Origin of the sequence: Kitasatospora sp. NPDC096140, assembly GCF_040303045.1 — a bacterium.
Lineage (GTDB): Bacteria > Actinomycetota > Actinomycetes > Streptomycetales > Streptomycetaceae > Kitasatospora.
The window spans coordinates 36668-57966 of the sequence record NZ_JBEOUW010000038.1 but is presented as its reverse complement, the minus strand read 5'-3'; the positions used below and the strand labels follow the sequence as shown (position 1 = coordinate 57966).

21 protein-coding genes are annotated in these 21299 nt (G+C 72.3%); 5 read left to right on the top strand and 16 right to left on the bottom strand.

The window, feature by feature from the left end:
• Positions 1-12: 12 nt before the first annotated feature.
• From ABT048_RS31390 to ABT048_RS31365, 6 genes are all read right to left on the bottom strand, one after another.
• On the bottom strand, positions 13-1365 hold the full coding sequence (locus tag ABT048_RS31390) for an NADH-quinone oxidoreductase subunit D (RefSeq protein ID WP_350524938.1): 1353 nt from the start codon (positions 1363-1365) through the stop codon (positions 13-15).
• Complete coding sequence (locus ABT048_RS31385) at positions 1365-2078, bottom strand: NADH-quinone oxidoreductase subunit C (RefSeq protein WP_350524937.1); 714 nt, start codon at positions 2076-2078, stop codon at positions 1365-1367. The genes ABT048_RS31390 and ABT048_RS31385 overlap by 1 nt, the downstream gene beginning before the upstream one ends.
• Positions 2075-2629, bottom strand: coding sequence for a NuoB/complex I 20 kDa subunit family protein (locus ABT048_RS31380; protein ID WP_350524936.1), 555 nt, complete (start codon positions 2627-2629; stop codon positions 2075-2077). Before ABT048_RS31380 ends, ABT048_RS31385 begins: the two co-directional genes overlap by 4 nt.
• 136 nt (positions 2630-2765) lie before the next feature.
• Positions 2766-3125 carry an NADH-quinone oxidoreductase subunit A gene (locus ABT048_RS31375; protein WP_030060100.1) on the bottom strand — a complete coding sequence of 120 codons (360 nt, stop codon included), beginning with the start codon at positions 3123-3125 and terminating at the stop codon, positions 2766-2768.
• 523 nt (positions 3126-3648) lie between these two features.
• Complete coding sequence (locus ABT048_RS31370) at positions 3649-4356, bottom strand: response regulator (protein WP_350524935.1); 708 nt, start codon at positions 4354-4356, stop codon at positions 3649-3651.
• A 103-nt stretch (positions 4357-4459) separates the two neighbouring features.
• Positions 4460-5524, bottom strand: a complete 1065-nt coding sequence (locus ABT048_RS31365) for a sensor histidine kinase (protein ID WP_350524934.1) — start codon at positions 5522-5524, stop codon at positions 4460-4462.
• Between the two features lie 190 nt (positions 5525-5714).
• Here ABT048_RS31365 and ABT048_RS31360 point away from each other — a divergent pair, with 190 nt between their 5' ends.
• Positions 5715-6308 carry a hypothetical protein gene (locus tag ABT048_RS31360; RefSeq protein ID WP_350524933.1) on the top strand — a complete coding sequence of 198 codons (594 nt, stop codon included), beginning with the start codon at positions 5715-5717 and terminating at the stop codon, positions 6306-6308.
• Between the two features lie 13 nt (positions 6309-6321).
• On the opposite strand, the gene ABT048_RS31355 is transcribed toward ABT048_RS31360, so the two are convergent.
• Both ABT048_RS31355 and ABT048_RS31350 read right to left on the bottom strand, forming a co-directional pair.
• A complete protein-coding gene (locus ABT048_RS31355; RefSeq protein WP_350524932.1) occupies positions 6322-7311 on the bottom strand; it encodes a DMT family transporter in 990 nt (329 codons plus the stop codon).
• A gap of 337 nt (positions 7312-7648) precedes the next feature.
• Positions 7649-8314 carry a CatB-related O-acetyltransferase gene (locus ABT048_RS31350; protein WP_350524931.1) on the bottom strand — a complete coding sequence of 222 codons (666 nt, stop codon included), beginning with the start codon at positions 8312-8314 and terminating at the stop codon, positions 7649-7651.
• A gap of 94 nt (positions 8315-8408) precedes the next feature.
• Between ABT048_RS31350 and ABT048_RS31345 the strand changes: the two genes are divergently transcribed.
• From ABT048_RS31345 to ABT048_RS31335, 3 genes are all read left to right on the top strand, one after another.
• Positions 8409-9113 (top strand): TetR/AcrR family transcriptional regulator, encoded by a 705-nt coding sequence (locus ABT048_RS31345; protein WP_350524930.1) that lies wholly within the window; start codon positions 8409-8411, stop codon positions 9111-9113.
• Positions 9114-9370: 257 nt separating this feature from the next.
• Positions 9371-10084: a peptidylprolyl isomerase gene (locus ABT048_RS31340; protein WP_350524929.1), complete on the top strand. Its 714-nt coding sequence runs from the start codon at positions 9371-9373 to the stop codon at positions 10082-10084.
• Positions 10085-10239: 155 nt separating this feature from the next.
• On the top strand, positions 10240-10698 hold the full coding sequence (locus ABT048_RS31335) for a MazG-like family protein (protein WP_502894098.1): 459 nt from the start codon (positions 10240-10242) through the stop codon (positions 10696-10698).
• Here the strand turns inward: ABT048_RS31335 and ABT048_RS31330 are convergent.
• From ABT048_RS31330 to ABT048_RS31300, 7 genes are all read right to left on the bottom strand, one after another.
• Positions 10695-12005: a geranylgeranyl reductase family protein gene (locus ABT048_RS31330; protein ID WP_350524928.1), complete on the bottom strand. Its 1311-nt coding sequence runs from the start codon at positions 12003-12005 to the stop codon at positions 10695-10697. The two genes, ABT048_RS31335 and ABT048_RS31330, sit on opposite strands and share 4 nt — an antisense overlap.
• A 220-nt stretch (positions 12006-12225) precedes the next feature.
• Entirely contained in the window at positions 12226-12921 is a 696-nt protein-coding gene (locus tag ABT048_RS31325; RefSeq protein ID WP_350524927.1) for a demethylmenaquinone methyltransferase, read from the bottom strand.
• Between the two features lie 91 nt (positions 12922-13012).
• Complete coding sequence (locus ABT048_RS31320) at positions 13013-13600, bottom strand: hypothetical protein (protein ID WP_350524926.1); 588 nt, start codon at positions 13598-13600, stop codon at positions 13013-13015.
• Positions 13601-13935: 335 nt separating this feature from the next.
• Positions 13936-14598 carry an amidohydrolase family protein gene (locus ABT048_RS31315; RefSeq protein ID WP_350524925.1) on the bottom strand — a complete coding sequence of 221 codons (663 nt, stop codon included), beginning with the start codon at positions 14596-14598 and terminating at the stop codon, positions 13936-13938.
• 16 nt (positions 14599-14614) lie between these two features.
• Positions 14615-15835: a cyclic dehypoxanthinyl futalosine synthase gene (gene mqnC, locus ABT048_RS31310; RefSeq protein WP_350524924.1), complete on the bottom strand. Its 1221-nt coding sequence runs from the start codon at positions 15833-15835 to the stop codon at positions 14615-14617.
• 73 nt (positions 15836-15908) lie between these two features.
• Positions 15909-17642, bottom strand: coding sequence for a serine/threonine-protein kinase (locus tag ABT048_RS31305; RefSeq protein WP_350524923.1), 1734 nt, complete (start codon positions 17640-17642; stop codon positions 15909-15911).
• Between the two features lie 174 nt (positions 17643-17816).
• On the bottom strand, positions 17817-18653 hold the full coding sequence (locus ABT048_RS31300) for a menaquinone biosynthetic enzyme MqnA/MqnD family protein (RefSeq protein WP_350524965.1): 837 nt from the start codon (positions 18651-18653) through the stop codon (positions 17817-17819).
• A 473-nt stretch (positions 18654-19126) separates the two neighbouring features.
• On the opposite strand from ABT048_RS31300, the gene ABT048_RS31295 reads away from it, so the two are divergent.
• Positions 19127-19330, top strand: coding sequence for a cold-shock protein (locus ABT048_RS31295; RefSeq protein ID WP_045692393.1), 204 nt, complete (start codon positions 19127-19129; stop codon positions 19328-19330).
• 242 nt (positions 19331-19572) lie between these two features.
• Here ABT048_RS31295 and ABT048_RS31290 read toward each other — a convergent pair whose 3' ends face one another.
• Complete coding sequence (locus ABT048_RS31290; protein ID WP_350524922.1) at positions 19573-20916, bottom strand: dicarboxylate/amino acid:cation symporter; 1344 nt, start codon at positions 20914-20916, stop codon at positions 19573-19575.
• Between the last annotated feature and the right edge of the window lie 383 nt (positions 20917-21299).

The window sequence follows — 21299 nt, the reverse complement described above, 5'->3', positions numbered from 1 at the left end:
GTTCGACGTTGGTCACCGGTCCACGCCTCCCATCACCGGGTCGATCCCGGCCACCGCGACGATCACGTCGGCCACCTGGCCGCCCTCGCACATCGCCGCCATCGTCTGCAGATTGGTGAACGACGGGTCCCGGAAGTGGACCCGGTACGGGCGCGTACCGCCGTCGCTGACCACGTGCACGCCCAGCTCGCCCTTGGGCGACTCGACCGCCGCGTACGCCTGGCCGACCGGGACCCGGAAGCCCTCGGTGACCAGCTTGAAGTGGTGGATCAGGGCCTCCATCGAGGTGCCCATGATCTTGCGGATGTGGTCGAGGGAGTTGCCCATCCCGTCCGGCCCGACCGCCAGTTGGGCGGGCCAGGCGATCTTCTTGTCGGCCACCATGACCGGGCCCGGGCGCAGCCGGTCCAGGCACTGCTCGACGATCCGCAGCGACTGCTTCATCTCCTCCAGCCGGATCAGGAAGCGGCCGTAGGAGTCGGCGCTGTCCGCGATCGCGACCTCGAAGTCGTAGTCCTCGTAACCGCAGTACGGGTCGGTCTTGCGCAGGTCGTGCGGCAGGCCGGTGGCGCGCAGGATCGGGCCGGTGGCGCCGAGGGCGAGGCAGCCGGGCAGGTCCAGGAAGCCGACGTCGACCAGGCGGGCCTTGAACACCGGGTTGCCGGTGGCCAGCTTGTCGTACTCGTGCATCCGGGAGCGGAAGACCTTGACCGCCTCGCGGATCTGGTCGACGGCACCGGGCGGCAGGTCCTGGGCGAGGCCGCCGGGGCGCACGTACGCGTGGTTCATGCGCAGGCCGGTGACCAGCTCGAAGACGTCCAGGATCAGCTCGCGGTCCCGGAAGCCGTAGATCATCAGGGTGGTGGAGCCGATCTCCATGCCGCCGGTGGCCAGGCAGACCAGGTGGGAGGCGATCCGGTTGAGCTCCATCATCATCACGCGGATGACGTTGGCCCGGTCCGGGACGTCGTCGGTGATGCCGAGCAGCTTCTCGACCGCCAGGCAGTAGGCGGTCTCGTTGAACAGCGGGGTCAGGTAGTCCATGCGGGTCACGAAGGTGGTGCCCTGGACCCAGCTGCGGAACTCCATGTTCTTCTCGATGCCGGTGTGGAGGTAGCCGATACCGCAGCGGGCCTCCTTCACCGTCTCGCCGTCGATCTCCAGGATCAGCCGGAGCACGCCGTGGGTCGACGGGTGCTGGGGGCCCATGTTGACGATGATGCGCTCGTCGTCGGCCCGGCCGACCGCCTCGACCACCTCGCCCCAGTCGCCGCCGGTGACGGTGAAGACCCGGCCCTCGGTGGTCTCGCGGGCGTCCGCCTCCGCGGCTTCGCCGCGGGCCTCTTCGTGGTGCTGAGTGTCCATCAGCTGTACGACCTCCGCTGGTCGGGAGCCGGGATCTGGGCGCCCTTGTACTCGACGGGGATGCCGCCGAGCGGGTAGTCCTTGCGCTGCGGGTGGCCCAGCCAGTCGTCCGGCATCATGATCCGGGTGAGCGCCGGGTGGCCGTCGAAGACCAGGCCGAAGAAGTCGTAGGCCTCGCGCTCGTGCCAGTCGTTGGTCGGGTAGACGCTCACCACGGAGGGGATGCGCGGATCGGCGTCCGGCGCGGTGACCTCCAGCCGGATCAGCCGGCCGTGGGTGATCGAGCGCAGGTGGTAGACCGCGTGCAGCTCGCGCCCCTTGTCTCCGGGGTAGTGGACTCCGCTCACCCCCAGGCACAGCTCGAAGCGCAGCGCCGGGTCGTCGCGCAGGAGGCGGACGGTCCTCAGCAGGTGCTCGCGGTCGACCTGGAAGGTGAGTTCGCCGCGGTCGACCACGGTCTTCTCGATCACCTCGGCCGGGTCCAGGCCCTGCTCCTCCAGGGCGCCCTCCAGCTCGTCGGCGACCTCGTCGAACCAACCGCCGTACGGGCGTTCGCTCGGACCGGGCAGCACGATCGGGGCCGCCAGACCGCCGAACCCGGAGGTGTCGCCGCTGCCCTTCGCGCCGAACATGCCCTGGCGGCGGCCGACCACCTCGACCGGGATCTCGCGGACCGGCTGCTCGCGGCGGGTCTCGGGTACCTGCTCGTTCATCGCAGCTCCCCCCGCATCTCGCTGATCGGGGTGGCCTGCAGGGCGAGCGCCTCGCCGAGCTCCTCGGCCCTGCGACGGTTCACGCCCAGCGGCTCGTGCTGGATCTTGTCGTGCAGCTTCAGGATCGCGTCCATCAGCATCTCCGGACGGGGCGGACACCCGGGCAGGTAGATGTCCACCGGGACGATGTGGTCGACGCCCTGCACGATCGCGTAGTTGTTGAACATCCCGCCGGAGGAGGCGCAGACGCCCATCGAGATCACCCACTTGGGGTTGGGCATCTGGTCGTACACCTGGCGCAGCACCGGTGCCATCTTCTGGCTCACCCGGCCCGCCACGATCATCAGATCGGCCTGCCGGGGGGAGCCCCGGAAGACCTCCATGCCGAACCGGGCCAGGTCGTAGCGGCCGGCCCCGGTGGTCATCATCTCGATCGCACAGCAGGCCAGACCGAAGGTGGCCGGGAAGAGTGACGCCTTGCGCACCCAGCCGGCGGCCGTCTCCACGGTCGTGAGCAGAAAGCCGCTCGGCAGCTTCTCCTCGATTCCCATCAGATCCCTCTCAATGCCCTCAAGTCCTCTGGTATGTCCGGCCCGTTCGGGCTTGTCCGCTCGTTCACAAGGGCGGCGGCCACCCCGCGCTCAGTCCGCTCAGTCCCGCTCCGGGAGTCGGTCGGCCCCGCCGGGCTCAGTCCCACTCCAGGCCGCCACGGCGCCAGACGTAGGCGTACGCGACGAAGACGGTGGCGATGAAGAGCAGCATCTCGACCAAGCCGAAGATCCCCAGGGCGTCGAAGGTCACCGCCCAGGGGTAGAGGAAGACGATCTCGATGTCGAAGACGATGAAGAGCATCGCCGTCAGGTAGTACTTGATCGGGAACCGACCGCCGCCCACGGGCTGCGGGGTCGGCTCGATGCCGCACTCGTACGCCTCCAACTTGGCCCGGTTGTAGCGCTTGGGGCCGGTGAGTGAGGCCATCACGACGGAGCCGACCGCGAACGCCGCCGCGATGGCACCGAGTACGAGGATCGGCGCGTAGGCATTCATAGCCCCCGCTCCCTCCGTCCAGTCGTCCTTGACTGCAGATCGGAACCGGCGGGTCACGCTCAGGTGAACCCGCCTTCCGGTTCCCGGGATCCACCTCATGTGAGGCAGTTCACAAAGCCTGGAACGAGCGCATCCTATGCCCGTCGGCTTGTGATCTGCGACACGCAGTTCACCGCGATCTTTGTGATCTACGACACCATGTGAATGGTGGCGAATGTGAACATGCCCAGATTTGTCAACGCAAAGGAGTCAAATGATCACAACCAGTCGCATTTACTTGTGAAGCGGCTGGTCAGGGGCGTGTTCCTATATCAACTATGCGTCGAACCAGGCAAATTTCCGGGCGTCATGTTGACGTGTTATTGCAGCTCACTCGCAGGGGTGGCGGGGGCCCGAACGCTCGCTTGACCCTTCGTTCACAAGCGCGCGAGGTCGGCGTCGGACGGGGTTTTCTCTGCTCTGGCACGCGTGCTCGCGGGCACGCCGGAGGAAGGGGAGGGCGGGGTCGGGGCTGGGGGCCCGGTTACCGGTTGCCGGCTGCCTGCTCCCACACCCAGGCCGCGATGCCCACCCGGTTACGGGCACCGAGCTTGCGCTGGATGCTGGCGAGGTGGTTCTTCACCGTTCCCGGTGAGATGAACAGCCCCGCGCCGATCTCGGCGTTGGTCGCCCCGTCCGCCACCTGCTCGGCGATCTCCCGCTCCCGCGCGGTCAGTTCCTCCGTCGGTGCGGCTGTCAGCGACCCCGCCGCTGCCGCGCCCGCGCCCGCGCCCGCGCCCGACCCAGCCTTCGGCTCCGTCCCGGGAAGCGCCATGTGCCGCAGGAGCCGAACGGTGACCTGGGGGCTGATCAACGCGTCCCCGGCCACCGCCGCCCGGATCGCCTCGATCAGCAGCACCGGCCCCGAGCGCTTCAACAGGAACCCGGCCGCACCGTGCCGCAGCGCCGTGTGCACGTATTCGTCCAGGTCAAAGGTGGTCACCACGATCACCTTGCACTGGCCGGACAGTTGCCGGGTGACCTCCAGGCCGTCGAGCTTCGGCATCCGGATGTCCGCGAGCACCACGTCCGGCCGCAGCCTCCTCGCCTCTGCCACCGCCGCGGCACCGTCCGCCGCCTCGGCCACCACCGTCATGTCCGGCTGCGCGTCCAGGATCATCCGGAACGCACTGCGGACGTCCGCCTGGTCGTCCGCGATCAGGATCCGGACCGACCCCGTGCCGCTACCCATCCCTGTACCTCCCCCGTGCCGACCCGTGTCGGCCTCTGTGATCGTTCCGACCCGGACCGCGGTGGCCTGGGCCGGCGCTGTCCAGGCTGCCCCTACGGCCGGGTCACTGCCGCCCGACGGCGACCGCCTCCAGCGGCAGCACCGCCGTCACCCGCCAGCCTTCCCGCTCGTACGGACCGGCTTCCAGCGAGCCGCCGAGTGCCTCCACCCGGGCCGCGAGCCCCGGGAGCCCGCTCCCGCCGCCCCGGCGCGGACGCCCGCCGGGGGCCGGCGCCCCGCCGTCGTTGGTCACGGTCAACTCCAGCCGCCCGCCGCTGCAACGGGCCCGGACCTCGACCGTCCGCGCTGCCGGGGCGTGCCGACGGACGTTGGTCAGGGACTCGACCGCGATCCGGTGGACGGTGCCCTCCACCTCGCGCGGCACCGGCCCCTCCGGCAGCTCCAACCGGACTTCGGCACCACCCGCGGCGGTGAACTGCTCGGCCACCCGGACGAGTTCGGCGAGGCCGGGCTGCGGACTGCGGCCGCCCGCCTCCTCGCTGCGCAGCAGCTGTACGGTCCGGTCCAGCGAGGCCAGGGCCCGCTGCCCGGCCTGCTCTATCCGCTCGAACAGCTCGGCCGACCGCGCCGGGTCGACGGAGGCCAGGTACGCCCCGGCCTGGGCCTGGGCCACCATGCCGCTGACGTCGTGCGCCACGAAGTCGTGCAGGTCGTGGGCCAGTTCGAGGCGCTGGGCACGCCTGGCCTCGGCCACCGCGCGGGCCCGGCCGTCGTCCAGACCCCGCAGGTAGAGCCCGATCAGCACGGTCGGCAGGGACAACATCGATCCGAACCCGAAGAGCGTGAGCGCGTCGACGGGCCCGTCGAACCGGGACGGCCAGAGCGCGACCGCCCCGCACGCCGTCCAGGCCGCCGCCGCGACCCGGGGGCCGTCCCCGGCGCGCAGGCTGAGGACCACCGCCAGCAGCAGGGCCGCCAGTTCGACGAGACCGACCAGCCCGGTCCAGCGGTCCGCCTCCGTCCAGGGGCCGGCGAACCGGACGGCGACCGAGACCCCCGCCGACACCGCGCCGAGCACGGTCGTCACGGCAGCCGGCCCGCGGCGCCCGCGGACCGTCCAGGCCGGCAGCAGCAGGGCCGGGACAACCAGCGACAGGATCTGAGTCATCGTCACCGCCTCTCTTCGACTGCTGTCACATTACGACGCGGTCCGGGCGGTCCGCCTGTGCCGATCGGCATATTTCGCACGCCGGTTGAGCAGCAGGAACAGCCCGATCGGCACTGCCGTGAACCCCTCGCGGACCTCCAGTCTTGAGTCATCGCACCGGCCGAGGGGCCGGACCGGAAGGGAGTCCACGATGTCCAGGCTCATGATCAACGCCCGCACCACCGCCCACCGCCCCCACGCGGTCGGCACGGCTGGTGCGGCCGTCCCGGACGTCCCGCCCGCAGCGCGCTGGGCCGAGCTCGCCGCCAAGGCCGCGGCCCTGAGCACCGTCCCCTCGGGGGTGTGGCGGATCGTCTTCGGCTTCGGCGTCCCGGTCGGCTTCACCGGCGCCACGGCCGCGGCCTACAACGAGCACCAGCCGGGGTGGGGCACCGTCTACTGCGTGGTGCTGAGCGCCCTGACGGAGGCGCTGGCCTTCCTGACCCTCGGCCTGGTCCGGCCCTGGGGGCGGGTGGTTCCGCGGTGGATCCCGCTGATCGGCGGCCGCCGGGTCCGCCCGCTCGCCGCGATCGTCCCGGCGCTGCTGGGCTCGGCGATACTCGCCGTCCTCGGGATGGAAGGGCTGTTCGGCCGCTGGGCCGCGAACCTGGCCGAGCCGGATTCGCCGCGCGGCCTCGCCGCCCTGGTGATGACCGCCGCCTACGCACCCCTGGTGCTCTGGGGCCCGCTGCTGGGCGCGGTCACCGTCGACTACGCCCGGCGGACGCTGTGGCGGCGCCGGTGACCACGACGACGGATCACGCCGGGGTCGGCTCGCGCCCCTGCTCCCCGGCCCCCGCAGCCACAGCCACCTCGGCGCCCGTCCCGTCCCCGTCCCCGGCCGGGCGCGCTACGGGGGCGGTACGACGGCCCCACTCCGTCGCGACCAGCACCAGGGCTCCGCCGAGCAGGGCGAGCGGGCCCATGCGGTTCCCGGCCACGGTGATGCCGAAGACGGCGGCCCACAGCGGCTCGGTGCCGAGCAGCAGGCTCACTCGCGAGGGGGAGGTGGCCCGCACCGCCCACATCTGGACGAAGAAGGCGAACAGCGTGCAGAACAAGGACAGATGCAGCAGCCAGGCCCACTGGCCGGCCCCGTACGAGCGGGCGACGGTCCACGGCGCCGGTCCCACGGACAGCGCGACGACGGCGAACACACCGGTGGCCGTCGCGAGTTGGACCCACGTCACAGCAAGCATGTCGGTGTCGCGGAGCGCCCGGGTGCGGGCCATGGCGAGGACGTACGCGGAGCGGACGAGGGCGGCACCCAGCACCAGCAGGTCACCGAGCGAGGGAGCACGCAGCCCGCCGTCACCGGTGAGCAGGACGACACCGAGGACGGCCAGTCCGGCGGCCGCCAGGAAGGCCCGCGGTGGCGCGGTCCGGCCGAGGGCGCTCTCGCCGAGCGGGGTGAGCACCATCGCGAGGCTGATGATCAGCCCGGCGTTGGTCGCGGAGGTGTGCACGGCGCCGTAGGTCTCCAGCAGGAAGATCCCGCTGAGCACCAGCCCCAGTGCCGCGCCGCCGAGCCACTCGGCACGGCGGAGCCTCCGCAGGGCCCGCCAGGCGACCGCTCCGAGCAGCGGCAGCACCAGCCCGAAGCGCAGGACGAGCATCGCCACGACCGTTCCGGGCTCGGCCACCCGCTGGACGGCGAGGAAGCTCGACCCCCACACCACCGCCACCAGCAGCACCGGAAGATCACGAAGGGCCGTCGAGGACGAGCCCTTGGACAGGGAGGCAGGCATGGCGAGGATCCCTCCGAGCGAACGGAACCGACGGGCGCGAGGACCGTACGGCGTCGGACGGACCCAGGAGCCGGGCGGAAGGCCCGGCGACGAACGGGGGACAGCGTGGAGCGAGGGGGCGCCATCCTCGCGCACCGGACGGCGGATGATCAATGCCGTTCCGGACACCGGATGGTCCGCATTCCCCGGCTGGCCCGGCCGGTCCACGCGGTCCGCACGGTCCGCGCACCGCCCTCGGTCGGCCCGGCCCTTCCCGTCCTCCCGGTCCACTCCGTACGCCCGGCCCCCGCCGGGCGCCGCTCCCCGGCCGGGCGCCCCGCACGGAACGCCCTCGCCGTCAGGCGTCGAGCAGACCGTTCGCCGTGGCGATCGCCTCGATGTCGGCTGGCGTCCCGGACATGATGACGCGGACGTGCTCGGTGACGAGTTCGACCGGCCAGTCCCACCAGGCGGCGCGGAGCAGGCGTTCGATGTCGGCGTCGTCGAAGCGTCGGCGGATCGGCCGGGCCGGGTTGCCGCCGACGACGGTGTAGGGCTCGACGTCGGCGGTGACCACCGCACCGGCCGCGACGATGGCGCCGTCGCCGATCCGGACACCGGGCAGGACGGTGGCCCCGTACCCGAACCAGACGTCGTTGCCGATCACGGTGTCGCCCCGGGTGGGCAGGCCCGTGACGATGTCGAGGGTCCGCTCGGTCCAGCTGCCGCCGAACATGGTGAACGGGAACGTGGAAACGCCGATGTCCGGGTGGGCGGCACCGGCCATCAGGAAGCGGGTCCCGGTGGCGATCGCACAGTACTTGCCGATCACCAGCCGCTCCGGACCGTACGCGTAGAGGACGTTGCGCTCCTCGAAGCGGGTGGCGCCGTCGGGGTCGTCGAAGTAGGTGTACTCGCCGACCTCGATCCGCGGGTCGGTGACGAGCGATCGCAACAGCACGACCCTGTCGTGGCCGGCGAGCGGGTGGAGCACGGTGGGATCGGGGATGGCGGTGGTGGTCACACGGACTCCTCTCGTAATGCGACGCGAGTCGCATTACGATGAGCATCGCACGATCGCCACCCCACAGCAAGCACTAATGCGACTGGAGTCGACTTTGAACGGAGCAAGTCACCACGGGCAGCCGCCCCGCACCCCCACCCCACGCCCGGGCGGCCGCAGCGCACGGGTCCGGGCGGAGGTGGTCGCCGCCACGCTCGCCGAAGTCACCGCGAAGGGCTACGACGGCCTGACCGTCGAGGCGGTCGCCACCCGCTCCGGCGTCCACAAGGCGACCCTCTACCGGAGGTGGGGCGGCGTGGACGGCCTGGTCGCCGACGCCCTGACCGCCTCCGCCGACCAGCCCTGGCCCCTACCCGACACCGGGGACCTGCAGCAGGACCTCCGCCGGATCACCCGGGAGGTGTTCGACGTCTTCACCGACCCCGAGCTGGGCGCCACGCCGACCGCGCTGATCTCCGCCGCCCAGCGCTCCGACGCAGGCGCGGCCGCCCTGCGCGCCTTCTTCGCCGCCCGCCACCGACAGGCCGCCGAGGTAGCCGAACGAGCGGTCGCACGCGGCGAGTTGCCCGCCGGAACGGACGGCGCCGAGGTGGTCCGCGCCGCCACGGCCCCGCTCTACTTCCGCCTGTTCGTCTCGGGCGAACCATTGGACGCCCGCACCGCCGAGCGGGCCGCCGACGCCGCCGCCCTCGCCGGCCGCGCCGGGCTCTTCACCCCCACCGAGAGCGCCACCGCCGCACCGGAGGAAACATCCGCCTCGCAGGAAGCAGCCGCACCAGAAGCAGGACCGGCAACATAGGCAAGACCGGCAAGTCCCGTAACACCGGGAAACATGCGCAACACCGACACCACCAACACCGCACCGCCGACACCACCGACAGCACGGACAGCACCGACACCGCACCGCCGACAGCACCGACCACGGCGAAGTCGGCAGCCCCGGCCGACTCCCCTCCCCCGCAGCTCGCCTGACCGCCCCTCACGGCTCCGGGGCCCGGGGAGTCACGGCCGTCGCGCCCCCTATCGCATCCCCACCCGGCCGTGGATGATGCCTCCATGACAATCCAGCCGTCCACCACCCCCCGGAAGGCCCGTCACGTGAAGCGCACGCACTGGGCGCTGGTCGCCGCCGCCACCGTCCTCCCGCTCGTGGCGAGCACCGGCACCGCCGTCGCGGACACCTCCGCCGCCGCAGCCGCCGGCACCACCGCTGCCTGCACCTACACACCGGCCGTGCCGGCCGACAACTTCAAGGGAATCCCGGTCTTCGACGCCAAGAAGGCGGCCCGGCCCTACCGCGCGACGCTGCGGACCAGCCAGGGCGCGATCACCTTCGAGGCACTGACCGACAAGGCGCCCTGCACCACCTTCTCGTTCCGCTTCCTCGCCGAGCACGACTACTTCGACCGCAGCCACTGCCACCGCCTCACCACCCAGCGGATCTACGTCCTGCAGTGCGGCGACCCGACCGGGACGGGCAGCGGCGGGCCCGGTTACTCCTTCCCGGACGAGAACCTGACCGGCGCCACCTACCCGGCCGGCACGGTGGCCATGGCCAACGCCGGTCCGAACACCAACGGCAGCCAGTTCTTCTTCGTCTGGAAGGACACCAAGCTCTCCCCCGCCTACACCCCGTTCGGCCGGGTCACGGCGGGCCTGGACGTCCTGCAGAAGATCGCCGCCGGCGGCGAGGACGACCAGAACAACCCCGGCGACGGTTTTCCCAACCTGCCCGTGAACATCCGCAACGTGAAGATCGGCACCCGCTGACCGACCGGACCGGGCCGCCCGGACCCTCGAACCCCTGAACCGCCCAGCCTCGGGCCGTTCTCGGCTCGTCCGGGCCGCCCCCGACCCACCGGCCGCCCGCCGCGCCGCTCCCGTACGGTGGCAGCACCAACCACACCACAGGGGAGCAGCACCGCATGGACAGCCGGATCTGGGAGAGCGTCGACCACCTGGTCGCATGGCTGGACGAGCAGAGCACGCAGTCGCCCCGGGAGGAGCGCCTGCTGCGGATCCTCAAGCTCTCCGAGGAGGTCGGCGAGGTCGGCGCCGCCGTGATCGGCGCCACCGGCCAGAACCCGCGCAAGGGGGTGACCCACAGCTGGGAGGACGTCCAGCACGAGCTCTGCGACGTCGTCTTCGCCGCCCTCGTCGCGCTGCGGACGCTCACACCCGACGCGGCCCGGGTCTTCGCCGACCGGCTGGCCTACGTCGAACAGCGCTCCGCCGCCTCCCGGCGCCCGGTCGCCACGGCCCCGGAGGCGGCGCCGGAGCAGCCCACCGACGCCCAGGCCGAGCCCACCGCGTCCCCGGCCGAGCCCACCGGTTCCCGGGAACCCGAGGGCTCCCGGGACCAGCCCGCGGCCTCCCCGGACTAGGCGTTCGGCGCGACCCGGGCGAGCCCGTTGATGACGCGGTCCATCGCGTCGCCGCCCTGCGGGTCGGTCAGGTTGGCGAGCAGCTTGAGGGTGAAGCGCATCAGCATCGGGTGGGTGAGGCCGCGCTGGGTGGCGATCTGCATCACCTTCGGGTTGCCGATGAGCTTCACGAAGGCACGGCCCAGTGTGTAGTAACCGCCGTACACGTCCTTGAGGACGCGCGGGTAGGCCTGGAGGGCGCGCTCCCGGCCGCCGTCGGTGACCCGGGCGAGGGCCTGCACGATGACCCCGGCGGCGATCTGGCCGGATTCCATCGCGTAGGCGATGCCCTCGCCGTTGAACGGGTTGACCATGCCGCCCGCGTCGCCGACGAGCAGCAGACCGCGGGTGTAGTGCGGCTGCCGGTTGAAGGCCATCGGCAGCGCGGCACCGCGGATCGGCTCGGTCATGTTCTCGGGGGTGTAGCCCCACTCCTTCGGCATGTTCGCGCACCAGGCCTTGAGCACCTCGCGCCAGTCCAGCTCGCCGAAGGCCGGTGAGGAGTTGAGGATGCCGAGGCCCACGTTGGAGGTGCCGTCGCCCATGCCGAAGACCCAGCCGTAGCCGGGCAGCAGCTTGCGCTCGCCGGCCCGGGTGTCCCACAGCTCCAGCCACGACTCCAGGTAGTCGTCGTCGTGCCGCGGCGAGGTGAAGTACGTGCGGTAGGCGACGCCCATCGGGCGGTCCTCGCGCCGGTGCAGGCCCATGGCGAGCGAGAGCCGGGTCGAGTTGCCGTCGGCGGCGACCACCAGCGGGGCGCGGAAGGTGACCGGCCGCTTCTCGTCGCCGAGCTTGGCGGTGACGCCGACGATCCGGCCGGTGCGCTCGTCCAGGACCGGCCCGCTGACGTTGCAGCGCTCGTAGAGCCGTGCGCCGGCCTTCTCGGCCTGACGGGCCAGCAGCTCGTCGAAGTCGGCGCGCTTGCGGACCAGGCCGTAGTCCGGGAAGGAGGACAGCTCGGGCCAGTCCAGCTCCAGCCGGACGCCGCCGCCGATGATGCGCAGGCCCTTGTTGTGCAGCCAGCCGTTCTCGGTGGAGACGTCGATGCCCATGTCCACCAGCTGCTTGGTGGCGCGGGGGGTGAGGCCGTCGCCGCAGACCTTCTCGCGCGGGAAGGCGGTCTTCTCCAGCAGCAGCACGTCCAGCCCGGCCTGGGCCAGGTAGTACGCGGTGGTCGAACCGGCCGGGCCCGCGCCGACCACGATGACGTCGGCCGTGCTCTCCACCGGGCTGTCCGGCTTCGTCAGATCGGCTGCGGTCTCGGACACGTGGACACACTCCTGGAGCTGCGGCGGGGGACGGCGGCTTTTGTCTCCGGCAGTCTAGTTCCGCTCACGCCGCCGGAAGCGCCCGCGCCCCCGCCACACCCGCCGCCTCCACACCCGCCGCCTCACCCGCCGGCGGGCACCGAAGCGACGATCCGAAGCGACGGCCCGAAGCCGACGGTCCGAAGCGACGATCCGAAGCCGACGGTCCGACAGTGGCGGACTACGCGGTCTTGTACGCCCGGTGCAGCGCGACGATCCCGCCGGTCAGGTTCCGCCAGGCGACCTTCGACCAGCCGCCCTCCTGCAGCTTGGCGGCCAGCCCGGCCTGGTCCGGCCAGACCCGGATGGACTCGGCGAGGTAGACGTACGCCTCCGGGTTGCTGCTGACGGCCGTGGCGACCGGCGGCAGCGCGCGCATCAGGTACTCGGTGTAGACCGTCCGGAACGGCGTCCAGGTCGGCGTGGAGAACTCGCAGATCACCAGCTTGCCGCCGGGCTTGGTGACCCGCAGCATCTCGCGCAGCGCCGCGTCGGTGTCCTGGACGTTGCGCAGCGCGAAGGAGATCGTCACCGAGTCGAAGGTGTCGTCCGCGAACGGCAGCCGGGTGGCGTCCCCGGCGGTGAGCGCCAGCTCGGGGTGGCGGGCCTTGCCCTCGGTGAGCATGCCGACCGAGAAGTCGCACGGGACGACCTGGGCCCCGGCTTCGACGAAGGGCAGCGAGGAGGTGCCGGTACCGGCACCGAGGTCGAGCACGAGGTCCCCCGGTCCGGCGGCCACCGCCTCGGCCACCGCCCGCCGCCAGGCGCGGGCCTGGCCGAGGGAGAGCACGTCGTTGGTGCGGTCGTACTTGGCCGCGACGTCGTCGAACATGGCGGCGACTTCGTGCGGCTGCTTGTCCAGAGAGGCTCGGGTCACGCCCCCATTGTTCACCCTCGCACGGACACCCCGACCAACGGGGCGCACCGACGGGCCGTACCGACGGGTCACCCCGCCCGGCGCGGCGCCCTCAGTGCTGCCCGCGCCGCCCGCCCGCACGCCGCTTCCGCCGGGAGCGCTTGCCGTGCGTGATCGCGGGCATCCCGTCCGCCAGTGCCTCCGTCGCCAGGGCGAGGTTGGCGGCCAGCCGCCCCTGCCCGGCGCGGATCGCGACGGCCTTCCGGTGCCGCCAGATGCGCAGCACGCAGACCGCGAAGAGCACCACGGCGACCGGCACGCTGAACCGGGCGAGGCCCACCCCGACCGGCTGCGGGTAGGTGTCGCCGCAGATCCGCACCGCGCCCGCGTCGTCGGCCGCGTGCTCCAGGCAGATCGAGTCACCGACCTTGGCGCCGTCGGCGAGCGGCAGCGCGGCCGCGGTGTGCGACTGCCCGCCCACCCGGTAGCTGACGGCGCTGTAGGTGCCGCCGCCGGTGGGGAGCTGGGTGACGACGCCCTCGACTCTCACCGGGTGCGCCTCGATCCGGTCGGCCTGGTCGGCCTGACGCCAACCGAGCAGGCACATGCCGACGGCCAGCACGGCGCTGAGCACGGCGGCGAGGTACCAACCACGGCCCAACCGCGGGGCGCGCGGCGGGGGAACGATCGCGGTTCGCATGGTTCCTGTCCTGGCTTGCCTTCGGGACCGGGGACGCGGCCCCGCCACCCGCGGGCACGGGCGGTGGTGTGGTGAGGGTACGGAGTGAGCTGTCCGGGATCGTATCCGCTGGCGGGCCCTCAGGTCACGGCGAAGGGACAATCACCCCCGGCCACCGGCACCGGAGTTCGAGTGCACACGAAGGAAGTCCCGTGCACGGCAAGGGAATCGGTCTACTGACGAGTACGTCACACCGGCGCTGCCGATCCCGGCCCGTCCGACGCCGTTCGTCCACCGTTCGTCCGCCGCTCCCCGGCCGGTCCGCACCGGCCCGCACCGGCCCGCAGCGGCCCCGCTCAGCGCCGGCGGTACACCAACCGCCCGCCCAGCACCGTGGCCAGGCACCCGCCCGCCGCCGGCTCGGCGAGCCCGTCCCCCGCGGCCGCGAACACCGCGAAGTCGGCCCGGTCGCCGACCGCCACCCGCCCGTGCACGGCCTGCGCGAAGGGCAGCACGGCGAGCGGGTCCAACGGCCCCGCACCCTCCTCCCCCGAAGCCCCCGCCGAGACCGGCGAGCCCGAAGCCCCAGCCAGCCCCACCAGCCCCGACCGCGCCACCGCCGTCCGCACCGACGCCCGTTCGAACGGCCCGGCCACCGCCGTCACCCCGAACCCGAGCATCCGCTGCAGCCCGCGCCGCGCACTCGCCCCGCACCGCGTCTCGTCCGTTGATCCGGCGAGCCCGTCCGCCACCGGCTCGACGCCGATCTCCTCCCGCGGATCCGGGTGGTACGCCCGCTCCAGCAGCCAGTGCCCGTAGGGGTTGCGCAGCCCGGGCGCGAGCACCGCCGAGCCCCAGTCCCGCACCCGCGCGCCCGGGTGCGCCGCCGCCAGCTCCGGGTACGGCCCGACCGCCTCGACGCGCTCGCCACGCACCACCACCGCCCCGTCCGGGAAGGACGGGGCGGTCGGATCGGCCGGGTCGGGCAGCACGAGGGCCGCCCGGTGCAGGGTCAGCACGGTTGCGGGGAGGGCCTCAGTTGTCCAGGATCTTCAGCTCGGGGTGCGCGGTGCCGCCCTCGATCGCCGTGGAGGCGATGTGCGAGGCGACCCGCGGGTCGACCGGGTCGTCGGCCGGGTCCTCCAGCACCCGCAGGTGCTCGTACGTGGTGGAGCGCTGCGCCGGGACGCGGTCGGCGGCCCGGATCAGGTGGATCAGCTCGGTGAGGTTGGAGCGGTGCTTGGCGCCGGCCGCCGAGACGACGTTCTCCTCCAGCATGACCGAGCCGAGGTCGTCCGCGCCGTAGTGCAGCGACAGCTGGCCCGCCTCCTTGCCGGTGGTCAGCCAGGAGCCCTGGATGTGGGCGACGTTGTCGAGGAACAGGCGGGCGATGGCGATCATCCGCAGGTACTCGAAGACGGTCGCCTGGGTCGACCCCTTCAGGTGGTTGTTCTGCGGCTGGTAGGTGTACGGGATGAAGGCCCGGAAGCCGCCGGTGCGGTCCTGCACGTCGCGGATCATCCGCAGGTGCTCGATCCGCTCGGCGTTGGTCTCGCCGGTGCCCATCAGCATGGTGGAGGTGGACTCGACGCCGAGGCCGTGCGCGACCTCCATGATCTCCAGCCAGCGCTCGCCGGACTCCTTCAGCGGGGCGATCGCCTTGCGCGGACGCTCCGGCAGCAGCTCGGCGCCGGCGCCGGCGAAGGAGTCCAGGCCCGCCTTGTTGATCCGGGCGATCGCCTCCTCGATGGAGACGCCCGAGATCCGGGACATGTGCTCGACCTCGGAGGCGCCCAGCGAGTGGATCACCAGCTGCGGGAAGTCGGCCTTGATCGCCGAGAACGCGCGCTCGTAGTACTCCACGCCGTAGTCCGGGTGGTGGCCGCCCTGGAACATGATCTGGGTGCCGCCCAGCTCGACGGTCTCGGCGCAGCGGCGCAGGATCTCGTCGAGCTCGCGGGACCAGCCCTTGTCGCTCTTCGGTGGCACGTAGAACGCGCAGAACTTGCACGCCGTCACGCAGACGTTGGTGTAGTTGATGTTCCGCTCGATGATGTACGTCGCGATGTGCTCGGTACCGGCGTAGCGGCGGCGGCGCACCGCGTCGGCGGCGGAGCCGAGCGCGTGCAGCGGCGCGGAGCGGTAGAGCTCCAGCGCCTCCTCCGGAGTGATCCGGCCGCCGGCGGCGGCCCGGTCGAGCACGGCCTGCAGGTCGGTGCTGGACGCATCGAGGGTGGTCGCTGCGAGCTCGGTCACCTGGCGGCCTTCTCTCTCTCAAGTGCTACTCGGGTACGGCCGAACCAGCCTACGCCAGGCCTTTCGGGCACTTTCAGCCCGCCGCCCCGTTCACCCGGCGCATCGTCCCGGTCGGGTTCCCACCCGGCGGATCCGCGGAGGTGAACCGGATCGTCCCGTCGGCCTGCAGGGTGAGCGTTTCGGCGTTGGCGCCGCCGGTGCAGGCGCCGGGCAGCGAGGAGCGGACCAGCCGGGACCGGAACACCAGCCGGGTGTCGGAGACGGAGGTGAGCGTCCAGCTGCCCTCGCAGCTGATCGGGATCAGTCCGGTGACGGCGTTGCGGCTGGTGGTGGTCTCCTGACCGATCGCCGCCGGACGGACGGTCAGCGTGGTGGTGCCGCCTGGCAGGCCCTTGTCGGTGACCATGTCCCCGCTCCAGGTGCCCAGGAACGCGGCCGGCACCGCGTTGGGGCCGCCCGTCGAGGGCGCCGCGCCGGTCAGGGAGGCCGCGGGCGTCGCGGGGTTCGAGGCCGTGGCGGAGGCGGACGGGGCCGCTGACGGGAGCGCTGACGGCGAGTCCGTCCCGCCCGGGCCGGTGGACGGGACCGGCAGCGGTCCTGCGGCCGGGGCCACCGGATCGTCGTCCCGGTGCGACCACTCGTACAGCCCGTACCCGGAGCCCCCGAGCGCCGCGGCCACCAGCACCGCCACCGCCGCGAGCCCGGCCGGCCGCCGCCACCACGACGTACCGGCCGTGCCCGGCGCCTCACGCTCCCCCGATCCCGACCCCGAACCCGCCCGCGGCCCCGACCTCGAACCCGACCCCGCCGTCGGCGCCCCCGGCAGCCGGTCGCCCCTGGGCACGTAGGTCGGCGTCGGCATCGCCACCGACCCGGCCCCGGCCTCGGCCCCGCCCGCCGCCCCGGACTCGTCCTCCAGGTCCAGCAGCTCCACCGCGCTGCGCCCCACCCCCGCCGCCAGCTCCGGCGGCAGGAAGCCCCACAGCCGGGCGGCGCCCTGGCGGTCCGGGTCCAGCCGGGCGGCGAGGTGCTGCGGGGTGGGCCGGGCGGCCGGGTCCTTGGCCAGGCAGTCGAGGACGACCGCCCGCAGCCGCTCGGGCAGTCCGGCGACGTCGGGCTCCTCGTGCAGCACCCGGTAGAGCAGGACGGCCGCGCTGACCCCCTCCCCGAAGGGGTGCACTCCGGTGGCGGCGTAGGCCAGTACGGCGCCGAGCGCGAAGACGTCCCCGGCCGGCCCGACGGGCTGCCCGGCCGCCTGTTCGGGTGACATGAAGCCCGGCGAACCGACCACATGACCCGAACGGGTGAAGCCGCTGGTCGCGTCCAGTGCCCTGGCGATGCCGAAGTCGATCAGCCGCGGCCCGTCCAGGGTCAGCAGCACGTTGGACGGTTTGACGTCGCGGTGCACCAGGTCGAGCCCGTGCACGTGGGCGAGCGCCCCGGCGAGCCCGACGCCGAGGGCGCGGACGGCCGGTTCGGGCAGCGGCCCGTACTGCTGGACGGCGGCGGTGAGCGAGGGCCCGGCCACGTAGCCGGTGGCGACCCAGGGCCGCTCGCCCTCGGTGTCGGCGTCCAGGACCGGCGCGGTCCAGGTGCCGCCGACCCGCCGGGCGGCGGCCACCTCGTGCCGGAACCGGGCGCGGAACTCGGCGTCGTCCGCCAGCTCCGGGCGCACCACCTTCACGGCGACGGTGCGTCCGCCGGCCGTCCGGCCGAGGTAGACCCGGCCCATCCCGCCCGAGCCGAGCCGCCGCAGCAGCCGGTAGGCGCCCACCTGACGCGGGTCGTCCGACCCCAGTGCCCGCATGGCCCCGCACGCTCCCCTCGCACCGGCTCGCGCGGCACCGGGCGGGTTTGCCCGGCCGCGAAAGCCGCTTCCGGAGCGCCTCCCGCGGGCCACCCGCCGGACGCGCCTCGGGGCAGACCGTACCGGGCCGGGCCGTGCCGGATCAGCCCCGACGACGCGATCGGTGCGAAGGGTTCACGGACCGACCGGCAGCGCGGCCGGCTCCAGCAACCGCACCGCCACGTCCGGCGCGAAGCCGCTGTCGTGCGCGACCCGCCGGGCGAACTCGGCGACCCCGGCCAGCTGCCGCTCGCCGAGCGAGAAGTCGAGCGCCTCGCTGAAGTAGCGCTCCAGCACGTCCGCCCCGAAGGCCTCCCAGCGGGCGGCCTGCTCGGCGACCTTGGCGGCCTCCACCAGCGAGAGGTCGCGGGACTCCAGGAAGGCGCGGTGCACGGCCGCGGTCAGCTCCGGGCAGCGCTCGGCGAACTCGCGGCGCACGGCCCAGACCGCGAAGACGAACGGCAGGCCGGTCCACTCCTTCCACATCTCGCCGAGGTCGTGGACGGTCAGCCCGAGGTCGGCGGCCTGCCCGAGGTAGGCGCGCAGCGCCGGGTCGCCGATCAGGACGGCGGCGTCGGCCTCGGCGAGCATCGCGCTGAGGTCCGGCGGGCAGCTGAAGTAGTCGGGGCGCACGCCCTCGCGCTCCTCCAGGAGCAGCCGGGCGAGCCGGACCGAGGTGCGGCTGGTGGAGCCGAGGGCGACGCGGCGGCCGTCGAGGTCGGCGAGCGGCACCTTGCTCACGATCAGGCAGGACATCACCGGGCCGTCGCTGCCGACCGCGATGTCGGGCAGGACGAGCAGGTCGTCGGCGTTGCGCAGGTACTCCACGCAGGTGATCGGACCGATGTCCAGGGCACCCTCGACGAGCCGGTCGCTCAGCTTCTCCGGGGTGTCCTTGGTGAGGTCCAGATCGAGCAGATTGCCCGTCCTGGCGAGCCCCCAGTAGAGGGGAACGCAGTTCAGGAACTGAATATGGCCGACCCTGGGCCTGAGCGGGGGGTTCTCTCCGACCGGGGTGTTCTGGGGCTCCCGCGTTTGCGCGTCCGGTGTTTGTGCGTCCGGTGCTGCCACTGCGCCGCTCCCTTGCTGTTCGTGCGCCTCCCCGCAGCGTATGCCCGCCGTTCACAGCGGCTCGCACCGGCCACCCGACACGCCCTCACACGCCCCCAACGCCCCTTTCTGCGCCCGCTCCCGGCCTTACGACACGCGCCTTCCGCGCCGCAAGCGACCTCTGGTCGTCACAGCGGCCGCATGCTAGCGTTGCCCTCAGTTGCAGTTTGATTCCCCTTGCAGTACTTGAAGCCTGCGGAGCATGTAACCGCGGGCTTTTTGTAGTTTTTCAGCAATATCGAAAAACTTCGGACTCGTCCGGAGGCAGGGCGATCAGCGCAGCGGACCGGGGGCCACACGGTGTGGTCCCCGACACGCCTCGCAAGGAGAACGGCATGGCCACGGGAACCGTCAAGTGGTTCAACGCTGAGAAGGGCTTCGGCTTCATCGCCCAGGAGGGCGGCGGCCCGGACGTCTTCGTTCACTACTCCGCCATCAACGCGAACGGCTTCCGTTCGCTGGAGGAGAACCAGGCGGTCACCTTCGACGTCACCCAGGGCCCGAAGGGTCCGCAGGCGGAGAACGTCACCGCCGTCTGACCATCCTCTGATGATCTGATCGCTCGGGACCCCGACGGGTCCACCGGCGGCTCCCGACAGCCGTCACCATGAGCACAAGAGCAGTACCCAAGGGGGCCCGCCCGTCGGCGGGCCCCCTGCCTTTTCGAGCGGGGCTCGAAGAGGAGCGGAGAACGCGGAAGGGCCCTCCCCCGGTGATGGGGGAGGGCCCTTCCGCGTAGGTCGACGCGGGTCGGGGTCGACGCGGGTCGGGGTCGCCGGGATCAGGCGGCGGCAGGGCTCGCGACGGCACCCGCGGGGGCGCCCGCCGGGGCGTCCTCGCCGTACAGGTCGCCCGAGGGGTTGTTGTACGCGGCCACGTCGAGGATCTTCTCCCGCGCGGCCACCACGACCGGCACCAGGACCTGACCGGCGACGTTGGTCGCGGTGCGCATCATGTCCAGGATCGGGTCGATGGCGAGCAGCAGGCCGACGCCCTCCAGCGGCAGGCCCAGGGTGGACAGGGTGAGCGTCAGCATGACGATCGCACCGGTGAGGCCCGCGGTGGCGGCCGAGCCGACCACCGAGACGAAGGCGATCAGGATGTAGTCCTTGATGCCGAGGTCGATGTTGTAGACCTGGGCGACGAAGATCGCGGCGATCGCCGGGTAGATCGCGGCGCAGCCGTCCATCTTGGTGGTGGCGCCGAACGGCACCGAGAAGGAGGCGTACTCGCTCGGGACGCCGAGGCGCTCGGTGACGCGACGGGTGACCGGCAGGGTGCCGACCGAGGATCGCGAGACGAAGGCCAGCTGGATCGCGGGCCAGGCGCCCTTGAAGAAGTGCAGCGGGTTGAGGCCGGCGGCGAAGCGCAGCAGCAGCGAGTAGACGACGAACAGGACCAGCGCGCAGCCGACGTAGATGTCGAGGGTCAGCGTGGCGAAGGGCTTGAGCAGGTCCCAGCCGTACTTGGCGACGGACTTGCCGATCAGGCCGAGGGTGCCGAGCGGGGAGAGCCGGATGACCCACCACAGCGCGGTCTGGGTCAGCTCCAGCACGGACTCGCTGAGCTTGAGGACCGGCTCGGCCTTGGCGCCGAGCTTGATGACCGCCGCGCCGACCACGACCGCCATGAAGACGATCTGCAGCACGTTCACCTTGGCGAAGGCGTCGACGATGTTGGTCGGGAAGATCCCGGTCAGGAAGTCGATCCAGGTGCCCTTGGAGTCGAGCGCCTTGAGGCCCTCGGTCTTCAGGTTGGTGCCCCGGCCGGGGTTGGTCAGCAGGCCCAGGCCCAGGCCGATGCCGACCGCGATCAGCGAGGTGACCATGAACCAGAGCAGCGTGCGGGTGGCGAGTCGGGCCGCGTTGGTGACGTTGCGCAGGTTGGCGACGCTCACCACGATCGCGGTGAACACCAGCGGCGGCACGGCCAGCTTGAGCAGCTGGACGAAGATCTTGCCGATCGTCTCCAGGGTGGTGGCCAGCCAGGAGATGTCGGCGGCGCGGGCCAGGTAGCCGAGACCGACGCCGAGCACCAGGCCGGCGACGATCTGCACCCAGAACGGTGTCTTGCGGATACGGGCGAGCACGGACGGCGACGAGGTCGCCTCGGGCGCTGTGGACATGGGGGTGCGACTCCGGGGGAGGGCGTGGCTGAACGGTGAGGTGTGGGGCGGAGCGGGCGGCACGGCGCGGGGCCGGACGGAAGGGGTCGGGGCCCCCGGTCAGGGGCGTGCCGCCGACGTACAGCTCAGGGCAGTACAGCGCATGGCGCGACAACGGCGCGGGCTGTCCACAGCACCGGTCAGAGCGCACGGGCGGGCGGCGCCGGGCAGGAGGCCCGGTCCGTGCGTCCGCAGTGCGTCTGAGGCTGACATGGCCGATACGTTAGCAGTAAAGGTTTGAGATGTTCAAAGTACTTGTTTGAGATCGTCCGAAACCCCTCCCTGCCTTGCTGTCGAGGTCCGGACACGAACGACGCTGACGCCCCATCAGTCCGGACCGACGG